17 protein-coding genes are annotated in these 18,519 nt (G+C 41.6%); 6 read left to right on the top strand and 11 right to left on the bottom strand.

What is annotated here, in order from left to right:
• The first annotated feature begins 5 nt into the window (after positions 1–5).
• Together G7092_RS15555 and G7092_RS15560 are read left to right on the top strand one after the other, a co-directional pair.
• A complete protein-coding gene (locus G7092_RS15555; protein ID WP_166090720.1) occupies positions 6–476 on the top strand; it encodes a DinB family protein in 471 nt (156 codons plus the stop codon).
• A gap of 222 nt (positions 477–698) precedes the next feature.
• Entirely contained in the window at positions 699–1,295 is a 597-nt protein-coding gene (locus G7092_RS15560; protein ID WP_166090721.1) for a hypothetical protein, read from the top strand.
• A 69-nt stretch (positions 1,296–1,364) separates the two neighbouring features.
• Here the strand turns inward: G7092_RS15560 and atpG are convergent, their stop codons facing one another.
• The 8 genes from atpG to G7092_RS15600 all read right to left on the bottom strand — a co-directional run bounded on the left by atpG (position 1,365) and on the right by G7092_RS15600 (position 7,255).
• Positions 1,365–2,255 carry an ATP synthase F1 subunit gamma gene (gene atpG / locus G7092_RS15565; protein ID WP_166090722.1) on the bottom strand — a complete coding sequence of 297 codons (891 nt, stop codon included), beginning with the start codon at positions 2,253–2,255 and terminating at the stop codon, positions 1,365–1,367.
• Between the two features lie 151 nt (positions 2,256–2,406).
• Positions 2,407–3,981, bottom strand: a complete 1,575-nt coding sequence (gene atpA, locus G7092_RS15570) for a F0F1 ATP synthase subunit alpha (RefSeq protein ID WP_166090723.1) — start codon at positions 3,979–3,981, stop codon at positions 2,407–2,409.
• Positions 3,982–4,015: 34 nt separating this feature from the next.
• A complete protein-coding gene (gene atpH / locus G7092_RS15575) occupies positions 4,016–4,561 on the bottom strand; it encodes an ATP synthase F1 subunit delta (protein WP_166090724.1) in 546 nt (181 codons plus the stop codon).
• An 89-nt stretch (positions 4,562–4,650) separates the two neighbouring features.
• Complete coding sequence (locus G7092_RS15580) at positions 4,651–5,142, bottom strand: F0F1 ATP synthase subunit B (protein ID WP_166090725.1); 492 nt, start codon at positions 5,140–5,142, stop codon at positions 4,651–4,653.
• Between the two features lie 106 nt (positions 5,143–5,248).
• Positions 5,249–5,476: an ATP synthase F0 subunit C gene (gene atpE, locus G7092_RS15585; RefSeq protein WP_166091029.1), complete on the bottom strand. Its 228-nt coding sequence runs from the start codon at positions 5,474–5,476 to the stop codon at positions 5,249–5,251.
• 71 nt (positions 5,477–5,547) lie between these two features.
• The gene (gene atpB, locus G7092_RS15590) at positions 5,548–6,627 is read right to left on the bottom strand and encodes a F0F1 ATP synthase subunit A (protein WP_166090726.1); all 1,080 of its coding nucleotides are present in this window, start codon (positions 6,625–6,627) and stop codon (positions 5,548–5,550) included.
• Positions 6,628–6,641: 14 nt separating this feature from the next.
• Positions 6,642–7,028, bottom strand: coding sequence for a hypothetical protein (locus G7092_RS15595; protein WP_166090727.1), 387 nt, complete (start codon positions 7,026–7,028; stop codon positions 6,642–6,644).
• The gene (locus tag G7092_RS15600; protein WP_166090728.1) at positions 7,025–7,255 is read right to left on the bottom strand and encodes an AtpZ/AtpI family protein; all 231 of its coding nucleotides are present in this window, start codon (positions 7,253–7,255) and stop codon (positions 7,025–7,027) included. The genes G7092_RS15595 and G7092_RS15600 overlap by 4 nt, the downstream gene beginning before the upstream one ends.
• Before the next feature lie 221 nt (positions 7,256–7,476).
• On the opposite strand from G7092_RS15600, the gene porW reads away from it, so the two are divergent.
• The 4 genes from porW to uvrC all read left to right on the top strand — a co-directional run bounded on the left by porW (position 7,477) and on the right by uvrC (position 14,987).
• Positions 7,477–10,413 (top strand): type IX secretion system periplasmic lipoprotein PorW/SprE, encoded by a 2,937-nt coding sequence (porW, locus tag G7092_RS15605; protein ID WP_166090729.1) that lies wholly within the window; start codon positions 7,477–7,479, stop codon positions 10,411–10,413.
• A gap of 1 nt (position 10,414) precedes the next feature.
• Positions 10,415–12,661: a penicillin-binding protein 1A gene (locus G7092_RS15610; protein ID WP_166090731.1), complete on the top strand. Its 2,247-nt coding sequence runs from the start codon at positions 10,415–10,417 to the stop codon at positions 12,659–12,661.
• Positions 12,662–12,720: 59 nt separating this feature from the next.
• On the top strand, positions 12,721–13,104 hold the full coding sequence (locus tag G7092_RS15615) for a four helix bundle protein (RefSeq protein ID WP_166090732.1): 384 nt from the start codon (positions 12,721–12,723) through the stop codon (positions 13,102–13,104).
• Positions 13,105–13,181: 77 nt separating this feature from the next.
• On the top strand, positions 13,182–14,987 hold the full coding sequence (uvrC, locus tag G7092_RS15620) for an excinuclease ABC subunit UvrC (protein ID WP_166090733.1): 1,806 nt from the start codon (positions 13,182–13,184) through the stop codon (positions 14,985–14,987).
• Between the two features lie 176 nt (positions 14,988–15,163).
• Here uvrC and porN read toward each other — a convergent pair whose 3' ends face one another.
• The 3 genes from porN to porL are packed head-to-tail and all read right to left on the bottom strand — an operon-like array spanning position 15,164 to position 18,515.
• Complete coding sequence (gene porN, locus G7092_RS15625; protein WP_166090734.1) at positions 15,164–16,165, bottom strand: type IX secretion system ring subunit PorN/GldN; 1,002 nt, start codon at positions 16,163–16,165, stop codon at positions 15,164–15,166.
• Positions 16,166–16,171: 6 nt separating this feature from the next.
• Positions 16,172–17,671, bottom strand: coding sequence for a type IX secretion system motor protein PorM/GldM (gene porM / locus G7092_RS15630; protein WP_166090735.1), 1,500 nt, complete (start codon positions 17,669–17,671; stop codon positions 16,172–16,174).
• 40 nt (positions 17,672–17,711) lie between these two features.
• Complete coding sequence (gene porL / locus G7092_RS15635; RefSeq protein WP_166090736.1) at positions 17,712–18,515, bottom strand: type IX secretion system motor protein PorL/GldL; 804 nt, start codon at positions 18,513–18,515, stop codon at positions 17,712–17,714.
• Between the last annotated feature and the right edge of the window lie 4 nt (positions 18,516–18,519).

Here is an 18,519-nt window from a genome sequence, read left to right on the forward strand (position 1 = left end):
TCCAGATGCAGCAATCAACAGAAATCATCAAACTACCAAGGGTTTATATCCTTAATTTAATAAATGATCTTAGTACTGAACAACTTAACCACATACCAAAAGGCTTTAACAATAACCTCATCTGGAACCTGGCTCACCTGATATCCGCGCAGCAGGGCATATGTTATACCCGTGCCGGTTTACCTGTTGTGGTAGAAGATAAGTACTATACCCCTTTCCAACCGAATACCAAACCTGAGCGCTTTATCGATGCCGGGGAGATAGCCCACATCAAAGAACTTTTCCTGAGCAGTATTGACCGTCTGGAGCTCGATATGAAAGCAAATATCTTTACCAATTACCCTGCCTGGCTGAGCCGGTATGGTACCACCATTGCTTCTTTTGCTGATGCTTTTGCATTTTTACCTTTTCATGAAGGCTTACACTGCGGCTATATTATGGCCTTGAAAAGAGCAGTGTTGAATGAGTTGGTTTAATTTGTTACGGGCCCCAAATAATGTTTTCAAAGGGTGTCATGATGAGCCCTTTCGAACCGTAGTGGGTAGGCTTCTGCGCACTACTCTTCGACAAGCTCAGACTGGCAGGCCTTATTAAATGCACAAACAAAAAAGGCCTTCTTGTACAAGAAGGCCTTTTTACTATAAATTCTTAACAATTAAGTTAAAAAGCTTTAACTTAATTGCTTAATAAGTACGTGTATGAACTTTTTCAAAAAACTATTTGCTTCCAATAAGCAAACACCCAATGATTCGGCTGGTGATAATAGGAAAGGAATAAATGTGCCTGATATACCTGTTCTTAAAGAAGTGATGACTAATGATTATTTTGATAAAAGATACAAGGAATTAACGCAGAATGATGCGATAGCAATAGATGGATCTGTTAAGATGGTAGAAAGCTTTTTTATTGAAACATTATCAAAAAAACCTGTACATGGTTCTGCTAATCATCCACAAAATTTGGATTTTGCCGCAACTAATGGCTATTTGAAGTTCTGTAAGCCATATGGATTTGGGAGTGGTGAATCAGCCATTCAACTGGCTTTTGCCTTTAGCAAATATATGATTGATAACTTTGATATGATTTTTTATTTTGACTCAGAACCTGAATACAAATTCAGGGATTTCACAATAAAAAAACATATAAACGAAGCTTTTATATCATTATATCCCTTAGAGTATACTCTGAAAGTGATAGCCAATGAGAAAACATTTGTAGACATCGTACAAAAAATAGAAGAGCAGGAAAAAAACATCCCAAATGTTGATGATCTGTTAAAAAGATTTAACCCTTAAAGGGACAAAGAACAAAAAAGGCCTTCTTATACAAGAAGGCCTTTTTACTATAAACTCTTTTATAAATTATTATTGTCCGGATAATGCCGCGGCACCACTCACAATTTCGGTAAGCTCGGTGGTGATGGCTGCCTGGCGGGCCTGGTTGTATGAAAGCTTCAGGGCTTTTAACAACTCGCCTGCGTTTTCGGTAGCCTTATCCATGGCTGTCATACGGGCACCATGCTCAGAAGCATTGGAATCCAGTACGGCACGGTATAACTGTATTTTAATATTTTTAGGTATCAGCTGCTCTACAATTTCTTCCTGCGAAGGCTCCAGGATGTAATCAACATTGGCTGTTTTTACTTCTTCCTTTTCCTTCTTATCGGCTTTTGGCACCGGCAATAATTGCTCGGCAATTAAATACTGTACAGCCGCGTTACGGAAATGGTTATATACCAGCTCAACACGATCGTATTTCCCGTTAACAAAACCTTCCATAATGCTTTCGGTAATTTTGGAAGTATTTTCAAAGTTAAGCTCATTGTACAGATCGTTATTATTACCAATTACATTGTACTTCCGTCGCTCATAATACTCCTGGCTTTTTTTACCGATTGCTACTATCGAAACATTACCGGCCTGCAATTGCTTGCTGTATTTATCGGCAATAAGGTTGTTAGCTGTTTTAATTGCGTTGGTATTAAAAGCACCAGCCAAACCACGGTTTGAGGTTACTACAACCACCAATACACGCACAGGCTCACGCTCTTGCAAATAGGGTGATGAGCCATCCTCTAAACTTGCAGATAAGTTAGCCAGCAGTTCCTTTAGCTTGTTAGCATAAGGGCGCAATTGTACAATAGCATTTGTAGCACGCTTCAACTTAGCCGCCGAAACCATTTTCATGGCCTTGGTGATCTGCTGCGTTGATGATACAGATGTTATCCTGTTTCTTACTTCTTTTAAATTAGCCATTCTTCTTTTTTAGTATCAAGTATCGAGTATCAAGTATCAAGATTTTTGTACTTGAATACGCTTACTAATGGTACTTATATTTTTATCAGGCAGTTAGTATCAAACTTCAAAAAGTACTTGATACTTGATACTAACTACCTGATACTACTAATTAATAGTTACTTGCCAGTTCTTTGGCTACAGTTTCTAATACGCCGGTGATCTGGTCGTCAAATTTACCTGCTTTAAGGGCAGCTAAAACTTCTGGATGACGAGCCTCTAACTGGCTGGTAAACTCAGCTTCAAACTTCCTGATATCTTTTACAGGTACGCTACGCATCAGGTTTTTAGTACCTAAGTAGATGATAGCCACTTGTTTTTCAACAGATACCGGAGAGAATTGACCTTGTTTCAATACCTCAACGTTACGAACACCTTTGTCCAATACTGTTTTGGTTGAAGCATCAAGATCTGAACCGAATTTAGAGAATGCTTCCAATTCGCGGTATTGAGCCTGATCCAATTTCAAGGTACCGGCTACTTTTTTCATGGATTTGATCTGCGCATTACCACCCACACGTGATACCGAGATACCTACGTTAATGGCCGGACGAACACCCGCGTTAAACAGGTTTGACTCCAGGAATATCTGACCATCGGTAATAGAAATTACGTTGGTTGGGATATAAGCAGATACGTCACCAGCTTGTGTTTCAATGATAGGCAAAGCGGTTAATGAACCACCACCTTTTACGATACCTCTGATTGACTCTGGCAAATCGTTCATCGCCTGGGCGATAGAATCGTTAGAGTTGATCTTAGCGGCACGCTCTAATAAACGGCTGTGCAGGTAAAACACGTCACCTGGATAAGCCTCACGGCCCGGTGGACGACGTAATAACAATGATACCTCACGGTAAGCAACAGCTTGTTTTGACAAATCATCATAGATGATCAAAGCTGGTCTTCCGGTATCACGGAAGTACTCGCCGATAGCGGCACCCGCAAACGGAGCAAAGAACTGCATGGTTGCAGAATCTGAAGCGTTTGCAGCTACAATGATAGAGTAAGGCATAGCGCCGTTTTCTTCCAGTGTACGTACAATGTTGGCTACTGTACTTGCTTTTTGACCACAAGCTACATATATACAGATAACCGGTTGACCGGCATCATAAAATTCTTTTTGGTTGATGATGGTATCAATACAAACGGCAGTTTTACCGGTTTGACGGTCACCAATTACCAGCTCACGTTGTCCGCGGCCGATAGGGATCATCGCGTCGATAGCTTTGATACCAGTTTGCAGAGGCTCAGTTACCGGCTGACGATAGATTACACCAGGTGCTTTACGCTCTAAAGGCATCTCATAAGTTTGACCAGTGATAGGACCTTTACCGTCAATTGGGGTACCCAGGGTATCCACAACACGACCTAACATACCTTCACCTACGTTGATAGACGCGATACGGTTGGTACGTTTTACGGTATCACCTTCCTTAATATCGTCAGATTTACCTAACAATACCACACCCACGTTATCTTCTTCAAGGTTAAGCACGATACCTTGCAATCCTGTGCCAAATTCTACAAGCTCTCCTGATTGTACTTTTGTCAATCCATAAACGCGTGCAATACCGTCACCCACCTGGAGTACAGTACCCACTTCTTCTAATTCAGATTCTGACTTGAAGCCTGCCAATTGCTGACGCAAAATTGCCGATACTTCGTCTGGTCTTACCTCTACCATTGTTTAAAATTTATTTAGAGTTTTAGTGTTAATATTAAGCTGCCTGTTCGGCAAATTCTTTCTTTAATTTTTTCAGGCTGGCTGCAATGCTGGTATCCACCTGCCTGTCGCCTACCGTTAATACAAAGCCACCAATTAATGTTGGGTCAACCTTGGCTTCCAGCTCCACGGTACCGCCAATTGCTTTTTGCAATTCGGCAACCAGTGTTTGTTTGTTAGCTGCAGAAAGCTCTGTAGCCGAAGCAACCTTTGCTTTAGTGATATGTTTTTTGATATTATACAGGTTAATGTACTCCAATGCTGTAGTATATAAAACCTCACCACGGCCTTTGTTTACCATCAGTTTAAAAAACGCGATAGTAGCCTTGTTAACCTTGCCCTCAAACACATCATCCAATATCTTGATTTTTTTGATGTGGGCGATGATGGGGTTACTTAAAACAGCTTTAAGTTCAGGGCTTGCCTTAAGGGTATTCAAAAACAGATCCATGTCGGCCTTGATCGCATCAACAATGTTTTGTTCCTGTGCAAGGTCAATCAATGATTTAGCGTACCTGGCTCCTACTGTTAATTCTGACATATATTTTTGAGATGTGAGACGTGAGATGTGAGACGTGAGATCCAGACTATTTTATGTCTCATATCTCATATCTAATATCTAATATCTATTTACAATTTCACTTCTTTTAATAGTTGGCTCACCAGTTCGTCTTGTTTCTGGTGATCTTCAAATTGCTTGCGCAATACCTTTTCGGCAATCTGTAACGACAAGGTAGCTACCTGATTTTTAACATCAGCCATAGCAATTGATTTCTGGTTGTTGATTTCTACACGAGCCAGTTCAATCATGCGTGCACCTTCTTTGTGGGCAAGCTCTTTGGCATCGGCAATCATTTGCTCTTTCACTTTGCGGGCGTCAGATAATATATGATCACGCTCGGCACGGGCTTGTTTCAGTAACGACTCATTCTCGTTGGTTAAACGGGCCATTTCATCTTTAGCAGCTTCGGCTTTTGACAGTGAATCTTCAATAAAGCGTTCACGATCATTAAGAGCACCTAAGATAGGTTTCCAGGCAAATTTGCCCAGTAAAAACAGCAGGATTACGAAAGATATCGTTGTCCAGACAACCAAACCAAGATTGGGGGTAACTAATTCCATAATTATGTATAGATATTTACTTTTATGTTATTCTTTCTTTAACCTGATTAAAACAAGCCCGGAGCCAATCGCTCCGGGTTGCTCTTTTCTTCTTTAACTCTACTAATTAGAGTAAAGCAACTACCACAGCAAACAAAGCAACACCTTCAACAAGGGCTGCAGCGATGATCATGTTAGTTTGAATTTTTGAGGCAGCTTCTGGTTGACGAGCGATACCTTCAACGGCTTTACCACCGATTTGACCAATACCGATACCTGCGCCAATAACAGCTAAGCCAGCACCAATTGCACCAACGGTTCCGTGTAATCCTGCGGTCGCTTGAGCTACAACCATACCAATGGTTCCAATCATTCCAATCATTGTTTGATAATTTAACGTGTATATATAATTATAATTAATTCAGATTAATGGTGATGCTCTTCAACAGCCATCCCGATAAACAGGGAAGTAAGCATCGTAAAAATAAACGCCTGCAAAAACGCCACAAGCAATTCAATACAATCCATAAATACTACAAATGGAACAGAAACTGTTGACATCCATGCAGTTTTAAAGATAAATATCAAAGATATTAAGCTTAATACAATAATGTGACCGGCAGTAATGTTCGCAAACAAACGAATCATTAACGCAAATGGCTTTGACAGAATACCGATGATCTCAACCGGAACCATGATAGGGTACAACCACAATGGGATACCAGGTGCAAAAATGTGTTTCCAGTAATATTTATTACCGCTAAAATTAACAACTAAAAGCACTATTACCGATAACACCATAGTTACCGCAATATTACCGGTCAGGTTATAGCCTCCTGGAAAGAAAGGAACCAAACCCAATAAGTTATTGATTAATATAAAGAAGAAGATGGTTAGCAACAAAGGCATGTATCTAACATACTTAACACCAATATTAGGAATAGCTACATCATCTCTTACAAAAAGGATAACCGGCTCCAACAATGCCTGCAAACCTTTTGGTGCTTTGCCGGCACGTTTTTTATAAGCCGAAGTAATACTAAAAAACACCAATAGTAAAATGATCATACCCATCCACATACTGGCTACGTTACGGGTTATAGAAAAATCATATATTTTGGCGTCTTTATTAACCTCACCATTCTCGGTAACTGCTAATATTTTATTTCCTTCAAGCTTGTAATTATAATGCTCGCCTTTGTAAACCGGAGCTTCATGACCTTCTTCATGATGAAGACCTAGTTTTTCTGATGAAAATATCTCCAATCCTTTATCTGTGTACAGGATAACCGGCAATGGAATGGCCGTTTCGCCAAGAACATGCCAGGAGTGTGAATCACCGATGTGTTCAAATACTACCTCTTTCGGATCAAATGGTTTTTCGCTTGCTTCAGCAGCTTTTTCTTGTGAAAAAGATAATGTTGGCTTAACACAGAAAAGCAAAAAAAGCGCGGAAATCAGTAATGGTTTAAATATTTTTGAGTTCAAAATCGAGCTATTATTCATCTAGATGAAGTTTTCTACCTTATTTTTTGGTTGCGCAAGTTACGTAACAAACCATAAATTTCAAAACCCATATTTAAGAAATATATATAAAAAAAATCGGCCACAAAAACGTACCTGTTTACCTTGTTTTTTAAAAGAAAAATCAAAGCAAAAAACATACAGGCCAACAGCTTAACCGTTGTTGCAGCCAAAAATGCCTGTGCGTACATTTCTTTATTGATTTTGGCTACCATCAGGATAGAAATTACCGTTAAAAAGGTAAGCCCCGACAGGAAGAAAAACAACAGCCAGAACTTCGGGATGAGCAGATTGGTATAACCAATATAAGAAAACACCAGTGGTGGTACTGCTATGATAATAATAAACGATAAATAGGATAATACAGTAGGTAGAATTTTCAACTTTTTACAGATCTGATAACAATATATAACGCAATAAACACCCCGATAAGCGATAACACCGCTGTTACCCATTTTACCCGGTGAGCCATAACTTCGTCAATTTTATAGCCTGCAAAAGCAAATACGCCAATAACCGCTATCATCTGGAAAGCCACACCGCTGAATTTGGCGTAAGTGTTTGCCTCACCAACATTATCAGAGTCGCCCTGCTGTTCTTTTTTAGCCATGTGCAAATTTATTAAACCTATTGGATAAAATCCTGAATTCTAAACACTAAATCAAAAATCAAAATAAATCCAAAACGACGAAACCCTCCGGAGCACCACCGTTAAAATAAACAATAACTAAAAATCGAACATCCCAAATCCAAAATCGTATAATATCTTTAGTATTTTAGCAATGCTTTTAAAACCAATAGCTTATTTTGAGGCAACTACCTATATCTTCCATGTACAAAAACGGTAATTTTTTACTGTTCGCCCTTATCATTATCATCGCAGGGTGCTCGCTCGAAAAACAAAGCGGCCTTAACCGCTCCATGCAAAATCTTACTGCGCATTACAATATCCTGTTTAATGCCAACGAGTTGCTGCGGCGCAAGCAGGAAAGCTACGCAGCATCGTTCCCTGATGCTTATACCGAATTATTGAATGTTTACCCCGATACTACCAGTCAGAGTGGTTCGCCAGACAGAGATATGGAGCTGGCTATTACCAAGGCTAATACTATTATCAACATCAAAGAGCAAAGCCATTATATTGGTGATGCTTACCTGGTTTTGGGCAAAGCCCGCTTTTTAGAGGGGAGTTACTTCGATGCTGTAGAGTATTTCAGCTATGTGGTACGTTCATTCGGAAATAATTTCCCATTAGCACAAGAGGCCATGGTTTGGAAAGGGCGTTCTCTTTTATACCTGAATAATTTGCCGCAAGCCAAGCTCACTATTGATTCGGCTGTGCAAAACATCAACCCCAAAAAACCGGGTAAAAGTTTTACTGCCGATGTGTATGCAACCCGCATGCAATACAATATCAACACGCAAAACTATGCCGAAGCCGAGGAGGACGCCAAACAAGCCATACAATTTTGTTCGGTAAGCAGGCTGAAACTGCGCTGGATATTTATTTTGGCCCAGCTACAGGAACTTAACCTAAAACCTTTCGACGCATACAATAGTTATTCCCGCATTGTGCAAAGTAACGCGTCCTTCGAAATGGCTTTTAACGCCAATTTAAACCGCATCCGGATACAGGATAGCCGTAACGGCATTAAATTGAGTAAGATAGACCAGTTGCGTAAACTTTTGAAGAATCACGATAATATTGATTTCTTCGACCAGATATACTATCACATCGGGCAACAGTATTATTCAACAGGAGATATTGATAACGCTATCAAAAATTACAAACTATCAATACGCTACAGTACCAAAAACCAAAACCAACGCGGGGTATCATACCTGCGTATTGCCGATATCGATTTTAAAAATAAAGCCAATTACGAGGGCGCTAAATTATATTATGATAGTACGCTTACCTATCTATCGCCCAGTTACCCGGGTTATCAGTTGATTGTTAAAAAGAGCAATAACCTGCAGTTATTAACCGGACTGCTGCAAACTATATCCCGCGAAGATACCCTGCAAATGCTTGCCGCATTGGACGAAAAAACACGCATGGCACATATTGATGCTATGGTTGCCCGCAAGGCGGCCCAGAATAAAGCGGCGGCGGCAGAAGCAGCTGCTGCAGCGGCCAGCAACAACAGTGGTGATCCGTTCAGTAATAGCTTTACCTTAAATAATCCCGACGCACAGCAAAATGGCCAAAACCGTCAAAACGGTCAAAACGTGGTGAGTTCATTTTATTTTTATAATACCAATGCCGTAAGTCAGGGTTATACGGCATTCAAACGTCAATGGGGAAACCGTAAGCTAGAAGACAACTGGCGCCGCAGCAAACGTTCAAACACGGGTTTACCGGTGAGCGCCGGACCTTCGGGACCGAATACAACTACAGATAAACTGGCAGGTGTTACCGGTAAAGCGGCAGATTCGTTAAGGAGTGTTATCTATAAACAAGACCTCATTCATGATTTGCCCCTTACACCCGCCCTGCTTAGCCAGTCCAACATCCGCATCTACAATGCCTATCTCGATCTGGGCAACCTGTACCGTGATGTACTGGAAGATAAAAAAGAGGCTATAGCTGCCTTTGAAAAAATGCTTGCCCGTTTTCCGGACAATCCGGATAAACCTGCCATTTATTATAATCTATATCGTTTGTATACGGATATTGATGCCGCCAAATCAGATATGTATAAAAACCGTATCCTGAAAGAGTATCCGCAAACCGCTTTCGCCAAAATAATTCTTGATCCCGATTACAGCAGAAAACTAAACGATGCCAACGCCGGGTTTAATGTGTTCTATAACCAGGTATATGACCTGTATGAACAAAAACAATACGCGCAGGTGATCAGCAGTGCAGATGATCTGTTAAAAAGATATCCGGACAACCGCTTCGCCGCTCAACTATTTTACTTAAAAGCCATCGCTGCGGGTCATCAGGAAAAGCTGCCGCCATTTATGGCCGATATGAAAGAGATTGTTGAAAAGTATCCGGATGATGTATTAATAACTCCACTTGCCCAGCAACACCTGGCCTATATTAATGCCAACCTGGCCGAAGTAGCTGCTCGTCCGGTGGTGCTTAATAACGAAGATCCTAATGAAATTTCGTTCACTCCGCCTGTGGCTTATCAAAAACAAACAGAATACCGGAAAACTTACATCCCATCGCCGCAGGCTCCGGAGTATCGCCACCCGGTGAATGCACCTTTGAACGGGTTAGCATCGGCCACAACCAAAATCAATACCCAGCTAAATATACCGCAGGGTAAATTAAGCGACAATCACATACAACAGCCTGCATACGTGTTGCAGCAAGCTAACCAGGCCAATCCCGATAGTGTTACCACAACCGTTGCCCCACCCGTTATTGTGGCACAAAACATTGCCTCTATATTTTCAAAACGCGACAGCACCCATTACTATTTTGCTATAAATGTAACATCGGGTACAACTAACCTGGCATCTTCGCGTTTTGGAATAGGACAATTTAACCGCATCCGCTTTTTTGGTTATGGATTTAAACACGAATTGATAAACGCAGGGCCAGATAACCAGATTATTTACATCGGTCGCTTTTTTAGCCTGAGCGATGCCCGCAAGTATGCTAAGAGCATTATCCCGGTGTTGCCTGATATTATGAAGGTACCTAAGGATAAATACAGTTTTTTTATCATTACCAAGGAAAATCTGGATAAATTAGCCGATCAAAAAACGGTGGATAGTTATATGGACTATTACCAGAAAAATTATTGAAATGAGAACTACTAAGCCCAAGCTTACGCAACAGAATATAAGACGATATAATTGGTACATATGGCGTACCGTAATTGCAGGGTTTGTTTTTGTTGGATTGATGATAGCGTTAACCATTTTTGATGTATTTGGTCAGCTACCCTCCTTCCGCGATCTGGAAAATCCCAAAAGCAACCAGGCATCCGAAGTATTATCTGCCGATAAAAAGGTATTAGGTACCTATTATATACAGAACCGCTCCAATGTAACTTATGCAGGGTTATCGCCCAACGTAGTTAATGCGCTGGTAGCAACCGAAGATAAGCGCTTCTTTGATCACTCGGGTATTGATTTTGGCCGCAGCTTTACCATCTTTCTGCATCTGCTTATCGGGCAAAAACAAGGAGGCAGTACTATCACACAGCAACTGGCGCTAAACCTGTTCTCAGAAAGAGCGGCTAATCCATTCAAGCGTATTATCCAAAAAATGCAGGAATGGGTAACTGCTGTTAAGCTGGAACGCCATTATACCAAACAGGAAATCCTGACCATGTACCTCAACACGGTTGATTTTGGTGCCTACAATACTTACGGCATTAAATCGGCTGCCCGTACTTATTTTAATACCACTCCAGATAAGCTTACACCAGATCAGGCAGCGTTATTAATTGGTATGGTTAACGGCCCCGGCATCTACTCACCTATCCGCCATCCAGAAAATGCACTGAAACGCCGTAACCTGGTACTTAACCGTATGGTAGAAAAGGGCGATCTGAACCAGGCGCAGGCTGATGAATACAAACAAAAACCACTTGGACTCGATTTTCGCCCTAATAATCACTTTGATGGCCCGGCACCTTATTTCAGATCGGTATTGAAAAAAGAGCTGCAAAAACTGTTTAAGGAGCAAAACATCAGCAAGTCAGATGGTACCCCTTATGATCTTGACCGTGATGGTTTGAAAATATATACTACCATTGATGCCACCATGCAGCAATATGCAGAGGAAGCTCAACAGCAATATATGCGCGATCTGCAAGGGCAGTTTAACGATCACTGGCGCGGGAAAAACCTGGCCAAAAATATTCACAATTATAAACTGCTGTTACAGCAGGGCATGCTTCGATCTGATCGGTACAAGCAATTGAAAGCCCAGGGCATGAGCGACGAGGACATCACCACCAATTTTAACACCCCCGACAAGCTCAACCTGTTTACCTGGCATGGCGACATCGATACGCTAATGAAACCGATGGACTCCATTGTATATTGTAAAATGCTGCTCCGTAACGCATTGATGAGTATGGACCCCACCACCGGCTATGTTAAGGCCTGGGTAGGTGGTACCAACTTTGAACACTTTAAATATGACCAGGTAAAAAACGGCACACGCCAGGTTGGTTCAACGGCTAAACCGTTTACCTACGCAGTAGCGATTGATAATGGCTATTCGCCCTGCATGAAGATCAATAACGTGCCCGATACCATCAGGGGATATGGACCGCCATGGTGCCCGCGCTCTTCTCCGTCAGAAACTTTGCAGGGCTTTATTACCCTGCGCCAGGCTTTGGCACATTCACAAAACTGGGTAACCGCACACGTCATGGGCGAGGTTAAGCCCGAGCCTGTTGTGGAGCTGATTAAAAAAATGGGCATAACCAGCGCTGTGCCTCCTTATCCTTCCATTTGTCTGGGGACATTTGATGCCTCGGTATTTGAAATGACCGCTGCTTATTCGGTATTTGCCAATCACGGTCTGTGGACAGAGCCTACCTATATTTTACGTATTGAGGATAAAAACGGAAACGTTTTATATACACATACTCCAAAAGTAGTGCAAGCGATGAATCCGCAAACCGCCTACGTGATGACTTATATGCTTAAAGGTGTAATTCAGGAAGGTACCGGCTCACGCTTACAATATAAATATGGCCTTAGCAATCCAATAGGAGGAAAAACCGGCACCACACAAAACAACTCTGATGGCTGGTTCATTGGTATTACACCACAACTGGTTACCGGTTTATGGACAGGCTGTGAAGATCGGGACATTGCGTTTCAATCAACACGACTGGGTGAAGGTGCTAACAGCGCGCTGCCTATATTTGCATTCTACATGAAAAAAGTATACGCCAACGCGGCATTAGGTATCAAGAAAAATGTTGATTTTGACGCGCCTAAAAATGGTGTAAGCATCGTGATGGATTGCAACCAATACAACCAGCAGCAGCAAGGTACAACCGAAGTTGATAAGAAATTGGGATTTTAATTAGTTCATTGGTTCACTTGTTCATTAGTTTATTGGTAAATAGTTCTATACTTTTATGTATGAGTTATTACATTCTTGATGATTTAGAGGTGTATCAATTAGCTGAAACCTTTAGTAATGAAATCTGGTTATTAGTAAGTGAATGGAATTATTTTGCAAAGGAGACGGTTGGAAAGCAGATAGTTCGTTCTGCAGATTCTATCGGTGCCAATATTGACGAAGGATACGGTAGATATCATTATAAGGAGAACAGAGACTTCTGTTACTTTAGCAGAGGATCCATATTGGCAACCAAAGGGTGGCTAATAAAATCAAGAGATAGAGATCTGATACCTGAAGAACAATTTCAGGCACTCATGCAGAAACTTCAGACAATCCATCTAAAATTAAATGCTTACTTAAAGTTCATTGGTACGAAATCAGGGCAAAAAACAGATCAATAAACTACACTGATTCTTTCTTGATCTAAAACCAGCACCAATGAACTAATGAACTAATGAACTAATGAACTAATGAACTAATGAACTTTGATTACAGAGCGGCATTAAAAAATATACCTCACAAACCCGGTGTTTATCAGTATTGGGATAGTGAGCAGGAACTGATATATATTGGTAAAGCCAAAGATCTGCGCAATCGCGTGGGCTCCTACTTCAATCAGGATATGCATGTCAATGCCAAAACCCGCGTTTTGGTATCCAAAATACGCAACATCACTTTTACTATTGTTGATACCGAGGTAGATGCCTGGCTGTTGGAGAACAGCATGATCAAAAAGCATCAGCCACGCTACAATGTGATGCTGAAGGATGATAAAACCTACCCTTGGATCATCATCAAGAACGAGAATTATCCCCGCATTTTCTGGACCCGCCGTATCGTTAAAGATGGTTCAAAATACCTGGGCCCTTATGCCTCGGTGAGCATGATGCACAACATTCTGGGGCTTATTAAGGAAACTTATCCCCTGCGCACCTGTAACCTGCAGCTTACCCGCGAAAATATTGACAAAGGCAAATTTAAAGTTTGCCTGGAATACCAATTGGGTAATTGTAAAGGGCCATGTCAAAACTATCAGACCGAGAACGATTATGACAACAGCATTGAGGAGATCAAAGACATCCTTAACGGTAAAATAGGAGCCGTGCTGCGCCGCCTTAAAGGCGAAATGGAAGCTGCTGTTGCTGACTACAATTATGAGCTTGCCCATCGCTTAAAGCGGAAGTTTGAACTATTGGAGAACTACCAGAGCAAATCAACCGTTGTAAATTCGTCCATAACGGATGTGGATGTTTTCAGCATTGCGTCGGAAGACAAAATAGCCTTTGTTAACTTTTTAAAAGTAATGAACGGCACTATCATCCAAACACAAACTATCGAGTTAAAGAAGCGTCTGGATGAAAGTGATGAGGAATTACTCACCCTGGCTATATCAGAGTTCAGAAGCCGTTATAACAGCGATTCCAAAGAGATCATCGTGCCCTTTGGTATCGACCTGGAAGATCATCCCGGCATCAAGTTTACCGTTCCTAAACTGGGCGAAAAGAAAAAGCTACTCGATCTTTCGCAAAAGAATGTACTGTTCTTCAAAAAAGAAAAAATAGACCAATACGAAAAGTTAAATCCTGAAATAAGAACCGAACGTTTGCTTACGCAGATGATGAAGGATCTGCGGATGAACCAACTACCCCGCCATATTGAATGTTTTGATAACTCTAACTTCCAGGGAAAATACCCGGTATCGGCCATCGTTGTATTTAAAGATGGCAAACCATCCAAAAAAGACTATCGGCACTTTCATGTAAAAACAGTAGAGGGCCCGAATGACTTTGCTACTATGGAGGAGGCCGTACACCGCCGCTACCGCCGTATGCTAGATGAAGGGACTGAGCTACCTCAACTCATTATTATTGACGGTGGCAAGGGCCAGCTCTCATCGGCCATGCACAGCCTTAAATTACTAGGTATCGATAAACAGGTAACGGTAATAGGTATAGCCAAACGACTGGAAGAGCTATACTATCCAAATGACCAGTACCCAATGTACCTGGATAAAAAATCAGAAACATTAAAGGTGATCCAACACCTGCGCGATGAGGCACACCGTTTTGGTATTACTTTTCACCGGAAGATACGCGATAAAGGAACCCTGGCCACCGAACTGGAACTGATAGATGGTATAGGGAAAACTACTGCTGAAAAGCTGTTGAAATATTTCAAATCGGTCAAAAAGATTCGTGAAGCCAATGAGGAAACGTTGTTGGAGGTAGTAAACCTGAAACAGGCGAAAGCTATTTTAGGATACTTTGCGGAAAGTCAAAAGTAAAAATTCAAAATATACGCTGTTATGCTGAGCCTGTCGAAGCATGGTGAGCAAAGGCCTCTCCGCGCGATCCTTCGACAAGCTCAGGATGACAGCCCACCCCCATGAAGCAAAAAAGGTCAAAACTCATCACCTTTCGGTTTTGAATTTTGACCTTTTAATTTTGACTTAAAAAAAACTTAGTATGACCAGAGGTTAAGCTCCCAATCCATCAGCGATTTTTTGATCCGCTCCGATTCATAAAGCTTATCAATGCCTTGCGCGTAATCTTTTATACGTTCGTCCTTATCATTACTTTCTTTGACAATGTAGCTGGTAAATATCCGCTTCATAAAAACATCGTCGAAACTCAAACCTGTTGCATCGCTGTTACGACTGGCTACTTCTTTTGTAGCCAGGATAGGTCGTGCCTCGGGGAAATACACCCAAAATGCTGGCTGGTAATCCAAATCCAGGTTACCTGCTTTTGGTTTGATCAATGGGGCTATACCAATAATGCGTGGTTCAAATACAGAACGTTGCTTATCAAAAACCCAATCTTCTTTAATGCGGAACTTCACTACACTATCAGGGTTAAACTCCCCGGCCTGTAATGACGATCCTATTTTATTACCGTCTTTATCAAACTTATCCACAACCGAGCTATCTGCCATTTTTGATCTAGCTGCCCCGGCAGAAAGCCGAACAGTGAAAGCATCGCCTCCCGGATCGTCCTTTGTTGGGCTTGGGTCATAGGCTGTCAACTCACCTGCAGCAATGGCATTTAAAAGCACGTCAATTAACCTGCTTTTCGGCGAAGCCAGGTATTGGTTCATTTTTTCGCGAACATCAATTTCCCGCCACACACGTTTAGCAAAAGCTACATCATTTTCGCGCAGGTTTGGTAAAGGCGTAACCCGGGCATTCAGGATGTTGTTCTTTTTATAATAACCATCAAGCGGCCGCTCAAAAGGCTTGTTAGGGTCAAATGTTTTACGTTTTGAGGTATCAGCAACCGACGCCTGACTCCCGGCCACGTTATCCTGCTGGCTGGATTGCTGAAGCTGTTGCTGCACGGGCTGTTGTTGCTGTGTGGTGGTAGCAGCGGCTTTCCTGGTACGTTTTTTAGCCGGGCGTTTTTGGGCAAATGCCGCCGAAACGCACACTAAACAAAGTACAACCACCAAAATTTTCTTTTTCATACGCCTTTAATTTGCGGATATTACAATCGGGTCAAGTCCTCTCGGTGTTCCATCAGGGCCAACTGCAACAATATCCTTAAATACAACAGTAGAACCCGGTGTAACACTACTCATTGCTGAACGCATTGCACCTGTTAGCTCGGCACCGCTGCCTGATAGTATAATGGCATCCTGACGGGGCTTTACAACAAGCAGTGTAAAACGCGTTACGTTAAATTTAGCATCAAAATCAAAATTCTCCAGCTTCGCAAAAAGCCTGTCCTGCGCTCTAAGGTTTGCAGCACTGGTGTTACCACCACTTTTTCCGGCAAACTGTGGTTTAGGATCAGGTATACGCTTTACACGGAACTCAGAGGTACCTAAAACCATTCCTTTATCACCAAACACAGTAACTTTTGCTGTACCAATACTACTTACCGTAGCTGTATAGTGACCGCCACTTCCATTTATAGAACCACCAGACATGCTTACCTTCATACTTTCTTTGGGCACACCCGGCGCCGATACAGAAAGAGGGTTTGGTACACCAATATATAGAACGTTCATTTTATCGGGCGATACCACGGCAGATGGTTTGGCTACCATGTAAGTAGCCGAAATAGGATATACTTTAGGTGGTCCCTCTACCTGTTTTACAGATAAACTACCAGTCCAGGTGTGTAATCCTTCACCGCTTGCTGTGGTAGTATAAGTTCCTACTCCATTTGAAGTTGGGATACTGGCTCCCCCTACAGTAATAGCAGGGTTTGAATTTTGATCATAAGCAGTTAAATAAATCTCTGCTTTATATTGCTGACCTGCCAAAACATAACTGCTTGGAGCAACCGCTACGGCCTTAAACTGGTTTAAAGTTACCTGGGCAACGTCCACCTTACCCAATACTTTTTTTACTACTTCGTTTTCAGCATTCTTATTATCAGCCTGGATCTTCGCTAAAGTAGTTAATGCGGCACCCAACGGAATACCATCACCAAAATAACCTTCTTGCCAGGTTTTACCTTTAGGCGCGATAGTATTTAAAGAAAAATTAACACCTGTACTATCTTTGCCTAGTAACTGTAATAAATGCGCACGGGTAGTTTCAATTTTCTCTTTCAATACATCGGCTTTTTTACCGTTGATCATTATCTGGGGAGATATATCCAAACTCTCCCGGGCATCAACATCGCCCGTTTCCGGGTTCTTACCCCCTCCCTCTTGTATTAATTTAGCTTTTAATTCTTCAATGTACCCGTTTAGTTCATCAGCCGCTTTACTTGCAGCTTTGGCCTGGGCTTCTAATTGACGGGCCTTTTCGGGCTGTTCTTTCAATTTGGTTGCCTCAAATGCCGAATAGGTACTTTGTAAACTGGTTGTAACGTTAGTTCTTGACTGATCTAAACTGTTTGTTATATTTTTAAACGCGTCTAATAAGCTATCCGGCACATTCAGGGCTATTAAGCCTAAAAGCACCAGGTATAGTATGCCTATCATTCGCTGTCTTGGGGTTTCCTTACCTCCGGCCATCTATATAAATATTAGCTTGTATAAAAATCTATTAATTATATTAATTAACACGTGGCTGGTTCATTGCAGTAAGCATATTCCCGTAAACCGAATTTAACGATGCCAGGTTTTTTGCTAAACGACCTACTTCTTCCTTAAACTGTTTCGAATCATCTAACGACTCATTGAAGTTGTTCATGGTTAAAGACAGGTTTTTATAAAAGTTGTTCATTGATTTTAAATGAGCACTTGAATCCTGCAGTTCCAATTCATAAACAGCATTTAGTTCAGACAGGTTACGGCCCAATTTGGTTACCTGCTCATGATATGCTTTTGAATCAACATTTGAATTGGCTAGTTCTGATAAATTAGCCGATGCTTTATCAAAAGCGGTGCTTAGTTTATCATAGCTTGCCGATGCTGTTTTTACCTTATCGGTAAAGGCTATTGTAGCTTCGCCAGCGTCAGTTACTCTGGATATAGCGGCAACTTTATCGCCAAAGGTTCTTAAACCATCGCCCAGGCTGCGTACCAGTTCCGGACCAATTTTGGCATCCTCCAGCATCTTATCCAAGGCCTGTGTATTTGAAGAGTTACTGCTAATTACTGGCCTGGTGGTTGCTTTTGGCAATTCACCGCTAAACTCTTCGCTTAATTCTGGATAAACACGTACCCAGTCAATATCCTTATCTTCTCTCTGGAAACCCAATAGGAAAAACAAACATGCCTCTGCACCCAACCCAACGGTTATAAAGGTAGATGCCATTGGCCAGTGTTGAATTTTAAACAATAAGCCGATGATTACTACTGTAGCTCCCCATGATATTATATTACCTATTCCATAAGGTTTTTTCTTCCCTGCCATAATA

This window comes from Mucilaginibacter inviolabilis (genome assembly GCF_011089895.1).
GTDB lineage: Bacteria > Bacteroidota > Bacteroidia > Sphingobacteriales > Sphingobacteriaceae > Mucilaginibacter > Mucilaginibacter inviolabilis.